Annotated in this window: 19 protein-coding genes; 17 read left to right on the forward strand and 2 right to left on the reverse strand. The window is 61.5% G+C overall.

Annotated elements, in window-relative coordinates; all coding sequences use genetic code 11:
* Positions 1-35 precede the first annotated feature (35 nt).
* Positions 36-710 (forward strand): DUF4145 domain-containing protein, encoded by a 675-nt coding sequence (locus RVAN_RS05830; RefSeq protein WP_013418832.1) that lies wholly within the window; start codon positions 36-38, stop codon positions 708-710.
* Positions 711-771: 61 nt separating this feature from the next.
* On the opposite strand, the gene rimK is transcribed toward RVAN_RS05830, so the two are convergent.
* Positions 772-2,154, reverse strand: coding sequence for a 30S ribosomal protein S6--L-glutamate ligase (gene rimK, locus RVAN_RS05835; RefSeq protein WP_013418833.1), 1,383 nt, complete (start codon positions 2,152-2,154; stop codon positions 772-774).
* 24 nt (positions 2,155-2,178) lie between these two features.
* On the opposite strand from rimK, the gene RVAN_RS20040 reads away from it, so the two are divergent.
* From RVAN_RS20040 to RVAN_RS05865, 7 genes are all read left to right on the forward strand, one after another.
* Positions 2,179-2,535, forward strand: a complete 357-nt coding sequence (locus RVAN_RS20040) for a hypothetical protein (protein ID WP_155942352.1) — start codon at positions 2,179-2,181, stop codon at positions 2,533-2,535.
* A 107-nt stretch (positions 2,536-2,642) separates the two neighbouring features.
* Entirely contained in the window at positions 2,643-3,362 is a 720-nt protein-coding gene (locus RVAN_RS05840; protein WP_013418834.1) for a response regulator, read from the forward strand.
* Positions 3,362-4,807 (forward strand): ATP-binding protein, encoded by a 1,446-nt coding sequence (locus RVAN_RS05845; RefSeq protein ID WP_013418835.1) that lies wholly within the window; start codon positions 3,362-3,364, stop codon positions 4,805-4,807. Before RVAN_RS05840 ends, RVAN_RS05845 begins: the two co-directional genes overlap by 1 nt.
* A gap of 200 nt (positions 4,808-5,007) precedes the next feature.
* Positions 5,008-5,250 carry a hypothetical protein gene (locus tag RVAN_RS05850; RefSeq protein WP_155942353.1) on the forward strand — a complete coding sequence of 81 codons (243 nt, stop codon included), beginning with the start codon at positions 5,008-5,010 and terminating at the stop codon, positions 5,248-5,250.
* Positions 5,247-5,723, forward strand: a complete 477-nt coding sequence (locus RVAN_RS05855; RefSeq protein ID WP_013418837.1) for a hypothetical protein — start codon at positions 5,247-5,249, stop codon at positions 5,721-5,723. The genes RVAN_RS05850 and RVAN_RS05855 overlap by 4 nt, the downstream gene beginning before the upstream one ends.
* 272 nt (positions 5,724-5,995) lie before the next feature.
* Positions 5,996-7,783: an adenylate/guanylate cyclase domain-containing protein gene (locus RVAN_RS05860; protein WP_169309520.1), complete on the forward strand. Its 1,788-nt coding sequence runs from the start codon at positions 5,996-5,998 to the stop codon at positions 7,781-7,783.
* Between the two features lie 74 nt (positions 7,784-7,857).
* Entirely contained in the window at positions 7,858-8,556 is a 699-nt protein-coding gene (locus RVAN_RS05865; protein ID WP_013418839.1) for a Crp/Fnr family transcriptional regulator, read from the forward strand.
* A 160-nt stretch (positions 8,557-8,716) separates the two neighbouring features.
* On the opposite strand, the gene RVAN_RS05870 is transcribed toward RVAN_RS05865, so the two are convergent.
* Positions 8,717-9,262: an adenine phosphoribosyltransferase gene (locus tag RVAN_RS05870; protein ID WP_013418840.1), complete on the reverse strand. Its 546-nt coding sequence runs from the start codon at positions 9,260-9,262 to the stop codon at positions 8,717-8,719.
* A gap of 332 nt (positions 9,263-9,594) precedes the next feature.
* On the opposite strand from RVAN_RS05870, the gene RVAN_RS05880 reads away from it, so the two are divergent.
* The 9 genes from RVAN_RS05880 to rimI all read left to right on the forward strand — a co-directional run bounded on the left by RVAN_RS05880 (position 9,595) and on the right by rimI (position 16,253).
* Entirely contained in the window at positions 9,595-10,119 is a 525-nt protein-coding gene (locus RVAN_RS05880) for a TspO/MBR family protein (RefSeq protein ID WP_013418841.1), read from the forward strand.
* Between the two features lie 163 nt (positions 10,120-10,282).
* Entirely contained in the window at positions 10,283-11,074 is a 792-nt protein-coding gene (locus RVAN_RS05885; protein ID WP_013418842.1) for an RNA methyltransferase, read from the forward strand.
* Positions 11,075-11,196: 122 nt separating this feature from the next.
* Complete coding sequence (locus tag RVAN_RS05890; protein WP_013418843.1) at positions 11,197-11,754, forward strand: hypothetical protein; 558 nt, start codon at positions 11,197-11,199, stop codon at positions 11,752-11,754.
* A gap of 187 nt (positions 11,755-11,941) precedes the next feature.
* A complete protein-coding gene (gene trpS, locus RVAN_RS05895) occupies positions 11,942-12,979 on the forward strand; it encodes a tryptophan--tRNA ligase (protein ID WP_041788411.1) in 1,038 nt (345 codons plus the stop codon).
* A gap of 186 nt (positions 12,980-13,165) precedes the next feature.
* Positions 13,166-13,672, forward strand: coding sequence for a universal stress protein (locus RVAN_RS05900; protein WP_013418845.1), 507 nt, complete (start codon positions 13,166-13,168; stop codon positions 13,670-13,672).
* A 120-nt stretch (positions 13,673-13,792) separates the two neighbouring features.
* The gene (locus RVAN_RS05905) at positions 13,793-14,347 is read left to right on the forward strand and encodes a NifU family protein (RefSeq protein ID WP_013418846.1); all 555 of its coding nucleotides are present in this window, start codon (positions 13,793-13,795) and stop codon (positions 14,345-14,347) included.
* 67 nt (positions 14,348-14,414) lie between these two features.
* On the forward strand, positions 14,415-15,008 hold the full coding sequence (locus RVAN_RS05910; protein ID WP_013418847.1) for a malonic semialdehyde reductase: 594 nt from the start codon (positions 14,415-14,417) through the stop codon (positions 15,006-15,008).
* 71 nt (positions 15,009-15,079) lie between these two features.
* Entirely contained in the window at positions 15,080-15,763 is a 684-nt protein-coding gene (gene tsaB, locus RVAN_RS05915; RefSeq protein WP_280642120.1) for a tRNA (adenosine(37)-N6)-threonylcarbamoyltransferase complex dimerization subunit type 1 TsaB, read from the forward strand.
* Complete coding sequence (rimI, locus tag RVAN_RS18725; RefSeq protein WP_013418849.1) at positions 15,756-16,253, forward strand: ribosomal protein S18-alanine N-acetyltransferase; 498 nt, start codon at positions 15,756-15,758, stop codon at positions 16,251-16,253. Before tsaB ends, rimI begins: the two co-directional genes overlap by 8 nt.
* The last annotated feature ends 16 nt before the right edge of the window (positions 16,254-16,269 follow it).

The raw sequence follows: 16,269 nt of genomic DNA on the forward strand, positions 1-16,269 counted from the left end.
AAGGGGGACAGCTTTCCGAAGTTGAAGGATCAGCTATGACCAAACAATTTGTGAATGATCGCATCATCAAACGCTTCGATGAACTCATTTCTGAGGGGTACGACCGCTGGGAAGTTTTCAAAAATGACCGGACGGGCATAGTTAAAGATATCGTTGGCTTCACACAATGGTCCACAAGTTGCCTCAACCTGCTTGATAAGCTCTCGATCTCAACCAATCGTTTTGTCTCTCAATTCGAAGTGTGGGCAATTGGTGGTCCTGGCAGACAGGTGAACATCGGAGCGGCGCTCGGCGTCCTCAAGTCTGCGAGGCACGAGTATTCTTGCGGTCTCGCCATTGAATACCAGCTTTCTATATCTGCGACAGTCTTCAGTGGATTACTTGATGAAGCCGCGTACCTCCTTCAAAAGGGGTATATCCGAGCGGCAGCCGTGCTTCTTGGAGCCGCGCTCGAAGAAGGGCTGAAAGCCCGCGCCCGTGCCGTGCCAATTGTCTTATCGCCTCGAGATACGTTATCACCAGTCATCGTTAAGCTTAAATCTCCGGAGGTAGGCCTGCTCACTGAGTTTGAGGCCAAGCGCCTCGAAGCCATTGCTCGCCTGAGGAACGATGCCGCGCACGGGGGTGAGTTTACGTACCAAAAAGAAGTCGTTGAGACTGCGATACAGGAAGTCGAGGCGACACTCGGAAGGTTACTATCCGCCGCCTAACAGGGCAGCCCTGAAGGTTAGCCGCTCGCCCCGGACTTCCTACCAACCCAACACCCGCCCGCTAAGCCGCCTTCCTCATCCGCGGCCGCGTGCCGAAGCTCCTCTGCTCGATATAGTCGAGGACGAGGCCCGCGACATCCACGCCGGTTGTGCGTTCTACGCCTTCGAGCCCCGGCGAGGAATTCACCTCCAGCAGCAGCGGCCCCTTCGACGAGCGCAGGATGTCCACGCCCGCGAATTTCAGCCCGAGCCGATGCGCGGCCTTGATCGCGAGCTTGCGCTCCTCGGCGGTGAGCTTCGCCTCGAAGGCAAGGCCGCCCTTGTGAAGGTTCGCGCGAAATTCGTCGCCCGCCGCGCGCCGCACCATGGCCGCGATCACCTTGCCGTCGAGCACGATGCAGCGCAGATCCTGCCCCGCCGCCTCGGAGATGAATTGCTGCACGAGGAAACTCGTCTCGGTGCTTTGGAGCGCGTCGATGAGCGACACGGCCGACTTGCGGTTCTCGGCGAGCACCACGCCCTTGCCTTGCGACGATTGCAACAGCTTGATCACGAGCGGCGCGCCGCCGACCATCTTGATGAGGTCGTCGGTGTCGTGATGCGAGCTGGCGAACGCCGTGTCGGGCATCGGCAGCTTGTGCATTGCGAGAAGCTGATGCGCGAAAAGCTTGTCGCGGCTCTGCACGATGGATTGCGCGGAATTGAGCACGCACGCGCCCGTCATCTCGAACTGCCGCACGACGGCGGTGCCGTAGGCGGTGATCGACGCGCCGATACGCGGGATGACGAAATCGTAATCGGGGAGCGCCTTGCCTTCGTAATGAACCGCGCTCGCGATGGACTTGATGTTCATGTAGCAGCGCAGCGTGTTGATTGGCTCGATCACATGATCGCGCTTCTCGGTTTCCTCGATGAGACGGCGGTTCGAGAAATTGCCGGGCTCCATGGTGAGGAGCGCGATGCGCAGCGAGCGCTTCTTCGGCTTGCCGGCCTGCTCGCCATACACGTCGTAGGAAAGCTGCGCCTGACGATATTCCGACCATGGCAGGATGGTGGCCGACGCGCCTTCGAGCGCCGTGCGCCCGAGAAGCATGCGATGCGCCATGGTGTAGCGGTTCGAGAGCGAAATCTCGATCGGCCATTCCCGGTCGCCGATCTTGATCGGCGTTTCGATGATGAAGCGGTTCTCGGCCTGACCGTTGGAGCTTCGCACCATGCGCCGGTCGACGATCTTTGCCGTGCACCAGATCTCGATGTCGTCGCTGTAATCGGCGGGATGGACGCCGAAGCGGACGCGGGGCGCATCGATCGGACCGAAGGTTTCGATCGAAAAGGCGTGTAACGCGGAGGTGCGCGCGCCCGTGTCGATCTTGGCCTTCACCGCAGGCAGCCCCAGTTCGGGAAGCGCGACCCATTCGCGCCAGCCTAAAACGAACGGCTCCATCGAAACCTTCTCCGGTTATGAGAAATGGTTGCTGTCTGTATTTATATCAACGACATGCGCCTGGCGCTGCACGGTCTTTCGACCGGGAGGAGAGCGCTCGGACTAACGCTGCGTGCTTGTCACTTGTTCCGCGAATCGTCTCTGCTTGGAATGTTAAGTAAGGCAGGCTGCGGTTTTATGACAAAAAGGAAAAGGCTTGCTTCCATTGCCGGGATCCTCTCCCTTCCTTATCAACATCGCGGAACCCGACCGCGTTTCTCTCGCACCCTGGAAACCACGACCCTCACCATGAAAAACTGTGTCGCGATTTGGCGGAATCGTCCAGTGGCGCGCTTTTTTACGGCAAAGACCAGCGGCATCGTGTCTTTTGCGCAACTTTGACAAATTCCGGTCGGACAAAAGGCGCAGCCAAATCGCGCGACACCGGCCCGGCGCGTGACAGCGACTTCGCTCGCGGGCGCTTGCATTCACGCCAGAGGGAGAAGCCAATGGACACATCAACTCATATTCTCGTCGTCGACGATCACAAGGACATCCGCGACCTTCTCGCGAAATTCCTCGTCAAGCATGGCATGCGTGTGACGGTCGCGGCCGATGCGGCGGAGGCGCGGCGTCATTTGAAGGCGGGCGCGTTCGACCTGCTCGTGCTGGATATCATGATGCCCGGCGAGGATGGGATTTCGCTTTGCCGCGATATCCGCGACAGCAACAGCGCCCCCATCATATTCCTCACGGCCGTAGCGGAAGATACCGACCGCATCATCGGCCTGGAACTCGGCGCCGACGACTACGTCACGAAGCCGTTCAATCCGCGCGAACTCCTCGCGCGCATCCGCGCCGTGATCCGCCGAGCGCAGAGCATGCCACCGAGCCGCGACACGCCGCCCGGTGAGCGGATCAGGTTCGGGCAATTCCTCTTCGACGCCGACCGGCGCGAACTCATCGACGGCAACCAGATGGTTACGCCCTTGTCCTACGGCGAACATCTGCTGCTCGCGGCCTTCCTGCACCGGCCCAACGTCGTGCTGACCCGCGACCAGCTCCTCGACATCACGCGCGGGCGCGCGGCCAATCTGTTCGACCGCAGCATCGATAATCAGGTGAGCCGCCTTCGCCGCAAGATCGAGGAAGATCCGAAAGATCCGAAGATCATCCAGACGATCTGGGGTGGCGGGTACAAATTCGTCGGCACGGTCGAGCGCGTGTAATGCAAATTTTCCCGAAAAGTCTGAAGGGTCAGCTCGTCGTGCTCGCCATCGCGGGGCTTATCCTGGCGCAAGCCGTAGGGTATGTCGTCATCATCCGCGACCAACAATCCCGGATGATGAAAGACTGGCTCAGCAGCATTTTCGCGCGCGTCGAAACCGTGGCGGATATCGTCGACACCACGCCGTCGCAATATCATGACACCATCCTCAAGGCGGCAAGTTCGCCTGTCCTTCAGTTTTCAGTCGACGATAAGCCCATTGCGAAGGAACCGGCGGACAACGCGAAGGACGAACCGGCTGGCGCGCGCGAAATATTCGGAAACCGGGCTGACAGCGTGGTCGTCGCTTATTATGATCCCTTCCGCGCAGAGTTTCGCCTCGGAACGCTGGCGCGCGGTTTCGAGCGAGCTTATGAACGCCTGCAAGGGGCGAGCGGCACGAAGACCGCATCCGAATATCCCGTTTATGCGCAAATCTCGGTCCCGCTCGAAAAGGGCGCCTGGCTGAATGTCGCCGTAAGGCCTCGCGGCGCGCCGACGCACGCGCCTACCCTTTTCGTTCAGTTTGTCATCATGGCCGCCATCGGCGCCTTCGGCATCATGTTCATCATGATCCGCGTCGTGCGCCCGCTGAAGGAACTTGCGGACGCGGCCACAGCCCTCGGCAGGCGCGAATACACCGCGAAGATCGAGGAAAAGGGGCCGACGGAAGTCGTCGAGACGATCCGCGCCTTCAACGACATGCAGGACAAGCTCTGCACCTTCATGCAGGACCGGACGAAGATGCTGGCGGCGCTCAGCCACGACCTTCGCACGCCGATCACGAGTCTGCGGCTTCGCGCCGAGTTCATCGAAGACGACGAGATGCGCCGGAAAATCCTCCAGACGCTGGCCGAAATGTTCCAGATGACGGAAGCCGCGCTCGCCTATGCCAAGGGCGGCGAACTGGAGGAACTGGAAGAATCGCGGCTCGTGGATGTCGGCGCGCTCGTTTCGTCGGTCTGCGCGGACCTCGAGGACATGGGCGCTCCCGTCGAATGCAGCGACACGCCGAGCTTCAGCCTCCATTGTCGCGCCTTCGCCCTGAAACGCGCGCTTCGCAACATCGTGGTGAACGCGGTCGCCTATGGCACCCACGCGCGCGTGACCACGCAACTCACGGGCAACGAAGCCTTGATCGTCGTCGAGGACGACGGTCCCGGCATCCCGGAAGACGACATGGAAAAGGTCTTCTCGCCGTTCGTCCGCCTCGAAAATTCCCGAAACGCCGACACGGGCGGCATGGGGCTCGGGCTTGCGATCGCGCGCGGCATCGCGCGTTTCCATGGCGGCGACGTCATCCTGAAAAACCGGCCGGAAGGGGGCCTTCGCGTCACCATCGCTCTGCCGGGCGCATCGGTCATCGGGAAGCCGTCAACAGCTCAGTTGGAGCCCGCGAAGGTTTAGCTGACAAGAGGGCGCGCGGCAGCCATTCGATGGCGCTCCGCGCCTTCGCGCCTCACGCTTGGCATAAGCGTCGCGTGCGATAAGCAGCGGCGCTTGCAGTCTGCCACGAAGAGGATGTGATGTACCAGTTTGCTTATTCTTTCATCTGCGAGGAGCCGACCTCGCAGGATGTTCCAACCGCGCGCAAACTGGCAAACGCCGTGGAATTGTTCGACGCCACGAACGGCGCCGCGATGCCTCAGCATCATCGTCACGAGGCCTTGTCCGAATTCCGCCGAATCTGGGTTGCCGTCGCCGACCAGCTTCCCGCTGGCGGGCCTGATGCGCGGCATGATGCGGCAGAGGTCAAGACCGCAATCCTCGAAGAGGTAGAGCGCCGCCGTTTCTCGCGCGCGCAGAAGATGCTTGCCTCGCGTTTTTTTTCCGGGAGCGGGGTCCAATGACAGCGGAGGGTGCGTTTTTTGTGGAAAGCGCCCCGGATCTGGAAGTGGACTTCGCCGCCATGGAGCGGATTCTGGGCGCCGCGCTTGCCGGTTTCGCCTCGGATCTTCGCCTCGTCGACGCGCTGGATTTCGCCGCCTTTATCCGCATCGGCCAGATGGCGAACCTCCGGAGCCTCGTTCACTCTTCGGCCGAACCCTATTTCAAACCGGGAACGATCGAACTGTGTGAACTCGGACAAGCCTTGCTCTCGTGGGCGGAGCCACCGGAGATCCTCCTGCCTATGACCTTTCGCCACGCAGGGGTGCGCGTCTATTTTCGCCTGCGGCTCGCGGCTCGATCGGCTTCGGTCGAACTCGAATCCGTCGCCATCGAGGACGACGACAGCGGCCAGCCTGAAGCCAGACTGACAAACGCCGTTGAATCCGCAGCGCTTCAACCACTGCGAACCCAGAGAACTGATGCTGCTACCTAAGGTCGCATATTTGCGAGCGCGTCTTTTTCATCCATTGGCACCATTGACGCTACTACCGACAATTACAATAATTGATCTGCATTCTGAGGGTTGTCCGAGGCCTCCCCTGCTGGCGATCAGGGCGGTACAACCATCGATATCGCTAAACTTTTTATAAAGTTTTCTTGAATGACCGTTAAAGTCTTGACGGAGGTCGTCTCATTCGTTGAAAAAAGCGGCATAATCAAAAAGCGGAATAAAAGCTTCGCCCTGGTAGTCAAAAAATGAATACGGTGAACAGGCGTGCTTGGCAGTTTGAACGGCGCATTGTCACGATCATGGCAACCGACGTGGCGGATTATTGCCGTCTCATGGGAGCGGACGACGAACTTACGTTGTCGCGTTTTCTGACCTATCGTCAGATCACCGAGCATGTAATCCGCTCGAACCGGGGACGCATGTTCGGCGTTGCGGGCGATTCATGGATGGCCGAATTTCCGGTCCCCCTCGACGCGGTGCGTGCCGCGATAGAGACGCAGCGCGCCATCAAGCGTCGCAATTGCCTTTTGCCCGAGGAAAACCGCATCCGCCTTCGGATCGGCCTCCATATGGGCGACGTCATCGTCGATTCCTCTGGCCTCTTTGGCGACGAGGTGAACATCGCCGCGCGGTTGCAGCAAATCTGCGCGCCCGGTCATCTCGTTCTCTCGGAAGCGGTGGTCCGCTCCGTGGAAGGGCAGATCGATGTCGCGTTCGATCCGCTTGGGCCGCGCCAGCTGAAGAATATCCTTGCTCCGGTCTCCGCATTCTCCGCAAATCTCGGCGCTACGGCAGCCGAGACCGGAGACGTTGCGTGCGAGGCGGCGATGCAGCCGCCGCAGGGCCACGACCGCAAGCCCGTGCTCGCAGTTCTCCCCTTCCAAATCCACCGGAACGGGCCAGTGGATGAATTCTGCGGGGAAGTCTTCGCCGACTCCCTCGTCAACGGTCTTTCGCGGTTGCGGTGGCTTCCAGTACTTTCGCAGTGGTCCAGCTTACGGTTTCAGAACGGCCAGCGGAGCCCCTGCGAGATCGGGCGAGCGCTTGGCGCGCGTTATCTGGTGACGGGTCGCCTGAAACTTTCCGGATCACAGCTTGACGTAACGGTCAATCTGATCGACTCGAGCAACTGTCACAATCTTTGGGGACGCACATTCGCGCTCGATCCCACGTCGCTTGCCGAGGCGCAGAATGACTTCACGACTGCGGCGGTCAGCGCCCTCGAACTCGAACGCGCGGAATTTGCTCGCCTGAGTGTCAAGAAGAAGGAAGACCTGAACCCTTGGGAACTGGTGCGCCGAGGCACCTGGCATCTCAAGAAACTGACCGAGGACCACCTCGCCATCGCGGCCGAATTTTTCCAAACGGCCGTCGAGGGCGATCCCGGTTCGAGTGAGGCGCTGATTCAGCTAGCTACCTGCCATTTCTCGGACATCTGGATGCACAGCAGGGATGCAGCCCTCCTTCGAGAAACCGAGGAACTCGCGCGCAAGGCCTGCCTTCTCGATCCGCAGGACGCGCGCGTCTACCTCGTCATCGGCCTCGTTAAACTGGCAACAGAAATGCCGGAGCGCGCGCGGTCCTATTTCCAGCGTTCGCTCGAACTCAATCCGAGCTTCCCTGCGGCCCATTGCTGCCTGGGAAGCAGTTACACGCTTGCGGGCGAGCCGGGGATTGCGATCGCCCATTTCCAGCGGGCAATGCGCCTCAGTCCGTGCGATCCGCTGACCTTTCACTTCCTCGGCGAAACCGCGCTTGCCTACCACCTCATCGGCGAGTGGGCGGCGGCGGCCGACCACGCCGAGCGCGCTCTCAATCTTCGGGCGCGCTATCGGCTCGCGAAAGTCGTCCAGATCGCGACCTTTGCACGAAGCGGCGAGGTGGCGAAAGCGCGCGCCGAAATAGAGAAGTGGCCCGGCGCGTTCTTTGTGCGCGAGGTCGAACGGTTGCCATTTAACGACAGAAGCTGGAACGCCACCCTCATCGAGGGGCTCAGGCTTGCGGGGTGCGATGCTACTGATGACGGGCGGGATGAGGATTAGCGGAGCGGGCTCGCTGCTTCGCATGCGCGGGGGCGCTCGTTTGCCGAAGGATCTCGGGCAAAGGAGCGCGTCCATTGCCCTTTAGAATGGCCACTCTCAAGCGATGTGAGGTTCTGCGAGACCTCCCCGACACCGTCGTTCGCGACATCGCCCGCAGCTGCATCTGGAATTCCGTTGCAGCCGGCAAGCAGATCGTGATGGCCAATGAACGCACACGGGACGTCTACTTCGTGACGAAGGGAAAACTGCGTGCTCTTCTCTATTCGGCGGCGGAGGGAAAGCCCGTTCTGTTCGCAACCATAAGCGCGGACGAAATGTTCGGCGAACTTTCGGCTCTCGACGGCGAACCGCGCTCCGTCACCATCGAAGCCAGCAGCGACTGCATGCTCGCCATCCTGTCCAAGGATCAATTCCTGAGACTCCTTGAAACGCACCCGGAGTTTTCGCTCCTCATCATGCAAAAACTCGCGAGAAAGGTTCGCGCGCTTTCGGATCGGATTTTCGAATTCAGCACGTTGAGCGTTCAGGCGCGGGTTCATGCGGAACTTCTCCGCCTCGCGGTGCTCGCAGGAGACAAGAACGGGCAGGCGCTCATTTCTCCCGCGCCGTTGCTGGCCGATTTCGCGGCGCATATAAGCACGCACCGCGAGGCGGTTTCCCGCGTGCTGAGCCGCATTCAGGATATGGGCATCGCTCGTCGCGAAGGGCCCGATTTGCGCATTCTCGATTTGGAGAGACTGCGCGCGCTTCATCGGGACGCGCGCGGCGAGTAGCGGACCGTTATCGGCCTCAGTGCCCGTCGAATGCGATCAAGGCGTGGGAGCGAACGCCATGCGCGGAAAGCTTCGCAACACCGCCGAGCTCCGGGAGATCGATGACGAAGGCCGCGCCCGCGACCTCGCCGCCCACGAGCTTGATGAGCTTGACCGCCGCTTACGCCGTGCCGCCCGTGGCGATCAAGGCGTGGGAGCGAACGCCATGCGCGGAAAGCTTCGCAACACCGCCGAGCTCCGGGAGATCGATGACGAAGGCCGCGCCCGCGACCTCGCCGCCCACGAGCTTGATGAGCTTGACCGCCGCTTCCGCCGTGCCGCCCGTGGCGATCAAGTCGTCTACGATCAGCACGCGCTCGCCCGGCTTCACGGCATCCTCGTGCATCTCGATGATGTCGGTGCCGTATTCGAGCTGGTAATCCTGCCCGACGGCGCGCCACGGCAGCTTGCCCTTTTTGCGGATCGGGATGAAGCCGCAGCCGAGGCGATCCGCCACGGCGCCGCCGACGATGAAGCCGCGCGCTTCGATACCCGCGACCGCGTCGATCTTCTCGCCCTCGTAAGGAGCAGCCAAGCGCCGGATCGCCGCGCGAAAGCCGTCCGCATGGCCGATCAACGTCGTGATGTCACGGAACATGATACCGGGCTTCGGATAATCGGGGATCGTGCGAACCAGAGATTTCAGATCGAGAGTGTCGAGGCTCATGCGAATCCCTTTTCCGCAACAGGCAAGTACCGCCGTTTTCGCAGGCGTATCCTTGGCGTTTAGCAGATGCGGCCCCATCTCTTCAATGACTTTCGGAGGATCGTTTTGACGCGCGCATGGCAAAGCGCGGAACCGGTCATCATCCGGGATGTTCCGTCTCAGTTGAGTCAGGAAAGGTGCCGAAAGATGTCTCAGCAAATCATCGCCTCGTCGCTTCTCGTCCTCGCCGCTCTTGCGGCCGCTGCGGCAACGTCAGCGGCAACAAAGGCCGCCCGCGCGGAGAAGCCGAAGCGCTGAAGCCCCGCGCGACGTAGAAACCGGCAAGGATCGACATGACACTCACAATAATCGTGGTAGTGGCCATCGTTGGGGTGGTCTTCATTCTGGGCGGCATCGCGAGCCGGCCGGGCGAATGGTATCGCAATCTCAAGAAGCCGTCGTGGAATCCGCCGAACTGGGCGTTTGGCCCGGCCTGGACCATCATTTTGTCGCTGGCGGGTGCGGCGGGGGTGTTCGCGTGGACGGCGGCGGCCGATAGTGGAGAGCAAACGCGCGTCGCGGTGCTGTTCGCGATCAACATCTTTTTTTACGTCATCTGGAGTCCGCTGTTCTTCGCGGCGAAGCGGCCGGATTGGGCGCTCGCCGAGGTGCCTTTTCTCTGGCTTTCCATCCTGGCGCTGATCGTCGGCCTATGGGACATATCCTCAACGGCGTCATGGCTCCTCGTGCCATTTCTCCTTTGGGTCACGTTCGCCGCGTTCCTCAATTGGAGGATCGTGCGATTGAACGCGCCATTCGGCTCGAAAGCAGAAGCGTCGCACACACTCCATGGCGAGCACGCGCGCGAGCGACGTTGATGGATGCCCGGCGGGAGGCGCTTCCGCCGGCACGCTTTGCAAGTACTCGGAAAGTCGCGGTTCCCGGCTTGGACGCATTTTTTTCTTGCCGCGAACCGTGCCCACTTCGCACGAAACCGCGCTATAAACCTGTTTGCGCAAGCCTGCGAACAGGACTCCTGCAATGACATCGGCTCCATCGCCATCCGCTCCCGCCATCATCCTCGTCGAGCCGCAACTCGGCGAAAACATCGGTGCTGCCGCGCGCGCGATGGCGAATTTCGGACTGCGCGAGCTTCGCCTCGTAGCGCCGCGCGACGGCTGGCCGAACGAAGCGGCGCGCGCGTCGGCGGCGCTTGCTGTGGAAATCGTAGACGGCGCGCGGCTTTATCCCGATCTCGCCACCGCTGTGGCCGATTTGCACTACATCGTGGCCACAACGGCACGCAGCCGCTTCCTCGCCAAGCCCGTGCTCGCCCCGGACACCGCTGTTACCGAAATCGCGGAGCGACAGGCGGCCGATCTGCGCTGCGGCGTTCTCTTCGGCAAGGAGCGGACGGGGCTCGAAAACTCGGACGTCGCCATCGCCGACGCGATCATGACGGCGCCCGTCGACCCGGCTTTCGCCTCGCTCAACCTCGCGCAGTCGGTGCTGCTTTTCGCCTATGAATGGCGCAAACTCGTGAACCCGCACTCGCTCGGCCGCACGCTGCCCGACGCGCCTCTGGGCGCAGGCCACCGCTTCAAGGCGAGCCGCCCGGCAGAGCGCGGCGAACTCATCGCCTTCTACGAGCACCTCGAAGGCGAACTCGACCATTGCGGCTTTCTCTTCCCGCCCGAGAAGCGCGAAACGATGGTCAACAACATCCGCACGATGTTCGCGAGAATGGCGCCGACGGAGCAGGAGGTGCGAACGCTGCGCGGCATGGTCGCGATCCTTCGGCGCGGACCGTGGCAGGGCTCCAACAAGGCGTGACCCGCCTGCACCGAGGCCATAGTGTTGCCGCGTTTTTCCCGTTGCCATGAGCCGGGGTTTGACGCGTCGAACGCCGATGGCGAGGCGCAGGTGTTCAGTCAATCAGGGGATTCGGGGCCGTCATGATTTTGCGATCGATCATCTTAGCTGCGACGTTGTTTGCCACACCGATTGCAGTCGCGCAGACGCAGACGGCAAAGGGTGAAATCAGCGACAAGACACTCAAGACGCTGAAGGCCCTCGCCTGGCAGTCGCTGCCCAACAAGATCCTCCAGCCGGACAAGTCGGTGACCGTGATCGACAAGTCCGATCCGTCGAAGATCGTCATCCCCGACGCCGACGCGCGCGAAGTCATCCGCGCCGCCTATCTCAGCGCCCGCGCCCAGAAATGCGACCTTCAGGAGCTCGTGATCGCGAACCGCGATGCGCTGCTTCTTCGCGAGAAGAAGACCGGCAAGTGGTCGTCGAGCCAGCTTCAGTACATCAACACGCTTCACCTGTTCACCGTTCAGCTTCTTGTCGGCAAGGTGCAAGTCGTCGATCAGGAAGAGGCCGCAAAGCGCGATCCGAATACCATTCCGATGCCGCCCGCGAACACGGTCAATTGCAACGATAAAGAAAAGCAGGACATCTCGGCCGCCGTCGCGGAGAATGAAAAGCTCGTTCTCGGGAAGTCCTGATCCTGAACGCTCGAACAGCGTAAAGCCCGGCCGACCACCGGCCGGGTTCGATAAACGTCGGGCTTGACGGTGGAATGGATCGCTGCCGCTGCGGCGGCAGGGCGCTGTTTACGGGAGAAAGCCGGGCTTGCATTTTGCCTCCGGCGCGGCTCATAACAACGCCTCGATCATCAAGGCCAGCACCACAATGAAAGAGCTCGTCTTTTCCGGCGTTCAACCGACCGGCAATCTGCATCTCGGCAACTATCTCGGCGCGATCAAGAACTTCGTCGCGTTGCAGGATCGGACCGACTGCATCTATTGCGTCGTGGATCTGCACGCGATCACGGTCGCGCAGAATCCCGCCGACCTGAAGCGCTCCACGCGCGAAGTGACGGCGGCGTTCATCGCGGCGGGCGTCGATCCCAAGCGGCATATCATCTTCAATCAGTCGCAGGTGAGCGCGCATGCCGAACTCGCCTGGGTGCTGAATTGCGTCGCGCGGATCGGCTGGCTGAACCGCATGACGCAATTCAAGGACAAGGCCGGCAAGGATCGCGAAAACGCGAGCGTCGGGCTTTACGTCTATCCCGTGCTGATGGCGGCCGACATCCTCGCCTATCGCGCGACGCATGTGCCCGTTGGCGAGGACCAGAAGCAGCATCTGGAGCTTTCCCGCGACATCGCGCAGAAGTTCAACAAGGATTTCGCGGAGACGATTGCGGCGGAAGGCTTCAACGACGGGTTCTTCCCGCAGCCCGAGCCGATCATTTCCGGCCCCGCGACGCGCGTCATGTCCCTGCGCGACGGCACGAAGAAGATGTCGAAGTCGGACCCGTCCGACCTTTCGCGCATCAACGTCGCCGACGACGCCGACACCATCGCGAAGAAGATCCGCAAGGCGAAGACCGATCCGGAGCCGCTGCCGACCGATCCGAAAGGCTTCGAGGGACGCCCCGAGGCGGAGAACCTCGTCGGCATCTATTCGGCCCTGTCGGGTGAGAGCGTGGAGAAGATCCTCGCAGAGTACGGCGGCTCGCAATTCTCGGCATTCAAGAACGCGCTCGCCGACCTCGCGGTCGCCAAGCTCGGCCCCATCGGCGACGAGATGAAGCGCATTTCGACCGACGCCGCCTATATCGACGCGGTGCTGGCGGATGGCGCGGATCGGGCTGACGTGATCGCCTCCGAAACGCTGCGCCATGTGCGGAACATCGTCGGCTTCGTTACGAAGGCGCGGCGCTAGAAGCCGCGCGCCATCGCCTCCTCAATCCGCAGACTCCGCCGGTGCCGTGGCCAACGGCTCGGCAAATCTTGTTTGCCAAATCGCAGATCGTGATAAGCTTTGCTCCAAGTGTGGCGCGAAGGCCCGGAAACGAGCACCGATTTCCGCAAGCCCCGATTTGCCGGCTGTCCAGCAGGGGACGCAAACATGGCGAACCGTGAGCCTCGCGATCTTTTCACCGCCGGTCACATGCGGAAATTCCTCGTCATCGTGGACGAGTCGCCAGAGGGCGAAACCGCACTCTATTACGCCGCGCGCCGCGTGCATCGCACAGGGGGCGGGCTTTCGCTGCTTTTCGTGATCGAGCCGATGGAAATGACGCATTGGCTCGGCGTCGAGGAGACGTTTCGCGAGGAACAATATCACAAGGCGCGCGCCGTATTCCGGCTCCGAGCGCGCAAACTGAAGACGTGGGGCTTCGAGGAAATCGTGCCCGAGGAGATCATCCGCGAAGGGCACCTCGCCGAAGAGATCGTGAAACTGATCGAGGAGGATCGCCAGGTCGGCATCCTCGTCCTCGGCGCCTCCACTGATCCCAAAGGGCCGGGGCCACTCGTGTCGTCGCTCGCCGGCGCGAAGGCGGGCACCTTCCCGATTCCCATCACTATCGTGCCCGGCAATCTCACCCTCGAAGAAGTGAACGGGCTCGCCTGAGGCAGAGGCAGTTTCCGACTTCGCCGGTCGGCTTTTCACTTGAAAGGCGGCGGCAACCCTGCCTTATTAATCGGCGGTTGGGTGATGGCGCCGGGGGAAAGGGCGCAAAAGAGGAAAAACATGTTCATTCAGACAGAGATGACGCCGAATCCGGCGACGCTCAAATTTCTACCGGGCCGCACGGTGCTCGAAGAGGGCACGCGCGAGTTTCTCACGAGCGACGACGCCGAGGGGGTCTCGCCGCTGGCGGCACGGCTGTTCGAGGTCGAAGGCGTCACGGCCGTGTTCCTCGGTTCGGACTTCGTGTCCGTGACAAAGGATCGCGGCGACTGGGAGAGCCTCAAGCCTCCGGTCCTTGGCGTCATCATGGAACACTTCATGTCAGGGCAACCGGTGCTTTCGGACGAGAGGCACGTTGCGGAAGACGAAGATTTCGACGATGCCGACAAGGAAGTTGTTACGACAATCAAGGAGTTGATCGAAACGCGCGTGCGCCCGGCCGTGGCGAACGATGGCGGCGACATCACCTTCAAGGGGTTCCGCGATGGCGTCGTCTACCTCAAGATGCAGGGCGCATGCTCTGGCTGTCCGTCCGCGACCGCAACGCTTCGCCATGGCATCGAAAACCTGTTGAAACACTTCGTTCCCGAGGTTCAGGAAGTCCAGCCCGTCTAGTGCTCCGAGTCGCGATCCTCTATATGTTGTGCTGCCCTTGGTCGGGGCACACAATAAGAGGTAATACATGGGGCGCCCCATCGTCGCGGAATGCCTTGACCAGATTTTTCTGAAGGCCCGCACACACACCAAATGGCAGGACAGACCCGTCGCGGACGATCTTCTGCGACGGATCATCGATCTCACGGTTCTCGGGCCGACGAGCGCCAATCAATCGCCCGCGCGCTTCGTGTTCGTGAAATCGCCCGAAGCCAAGCTCCGCCTCATCCCGCTTTTGTCGGAAGGTAACCGCGCGAAGACGCTCGCCGCGCCCGTCTGCGCGATCATCGGTTACGACATGAAATTCTACGACCATCTCCCGCGACTTTTTCCGCACGAGAACGCGAAAGCATGGTTCGAAGGCAAGGGCGCCTCGGTGCTGGAGACGACCGCGCTTCGCAACGGAACGCTTCAGGGCGCCTACTTCATCATCGCCGCACGCGCGCTCGGCCTCGACACCGGCCCAATGTCGGGCTTCGACCAGGCTGGCGTGGACCTCGAATTTTTCGGCGGAACGCCCGTCAAATCGAACTTCCTGTGCAATTTGGGCTATGGCGACCCGGCCGCGCTACGCCCGCGTTTACCTCGCTTCGTCTTCGATGAGATTTCAGCAATCGTATAATCGTATTCTATCCCTCCATCGATAGGCTCCCTTATCGTTCCCGCCAGTAACAAGAGTTGTGTCCATAAGTCGTGAGAGTTCTAGCAATCGAAACAAGCATGGGCCGCACCTCGGTCGCCGTGACATCCGCGCGGCAAGGTGAGGCTGCGCGCGTCAAAAGGCTTGAGAGCGTGCGCGGGCAAGCCGAGCAGCTCATTCCGCTCATCGGGTCGCTCATGGCCGAAGCAGGTCTGGCCTTCGCGGGCCTCGACCGCATCGCGGTGTCGGTCGGACCCGGCGGCTTCTCCGGCATCCGAACGGGCGTCGCTGCGGCGCGCGCTTTCGGGCTTGCCGCAAAGCTTCCCGTCGTGGGCGCGACGAGCTTTACGATCATGGCCGAGGCGTTCGAGCAAGGCAGCCATGCGAAGGGTGCCTACGGCCTTGCCGCGCCTGCGGGCGTTAACGCGGTCTTTTGTCAAATTCTGAAGCCGGGCCGAGAAGCCGTGACCGAAATCGTGGCCCTGCCGCAAGCTGATTGCGCGGCCTTCTTCAACGGCAAAGCCGATGTCCTTTCCGGTCCCGCCGCCACTGCGCTGATAAACGGCGGCTTCGTTGCCCTTCCCATCGCCGCGCCGGATCTTTTCCCGGATGCGCTCACTCTCGCCGAGCTTGCGCCAGCGCTTGACCCCGCGCGCGACCTCCCCACACCGTTCTACGTCCGTCCGCCCGACGCCAAGCCCCAGACGCGCAATATCATCGCCCGCAAAGATGAGTAAGCGATCTGATTTCCTGATCGGCCGCGCATCGCCCGAGGACGCAGCCACCATCGCGGCGCTCCACGCGGAAGCCCTGCCGCCCGGATGGCCCGAATCCGACTTCGCCGAATCCGCCCTCGACGCGAATCGCGCCCTTCTGAAAGCCACGGATCGCGACCGTCCTTGCGGTTTCACGCTGTTCCAGTTCGCCGCCGACGAGGCCGAAGTCCTCGCCATCGCAGTCGCGCTGGACGCGCAAGGTCGCGGCCATGCAACGCGGCTGATGCAAGCCGCTTTCGAGCTGTGCCGCGAGCGATTCATCGCTTGCATTTATCTGGAAGTGGCGGAAAGTAATGGCAAAGCGCGCGGCCTTTACGAAAAACTCGGTTTCCGCGTCGTCGCGCGGCGTGACAACTATTATCGGCACGAAAGCTCTGCGTCGGAAACAGCCCTCGTGATGAGGCTGGATACAGTGCGTTCGGCCGTTGACCCGGAGATAAGCAGCCCGTAATGAAGCGATCGTTGAA

Origin of the sequence: Rhodomicrobium vannielii ATCC 17100, assembly GCF_000166055.1 — a bacterium.
Taxonomy (GTDB): domain Bacteria; phylum Pseudomonadota; class Alphaproteobacteria; order Rhizobiales; family Rhodomicrobiaceae; genus Rhodomicrobium; species Rhodomicrobium vannielii.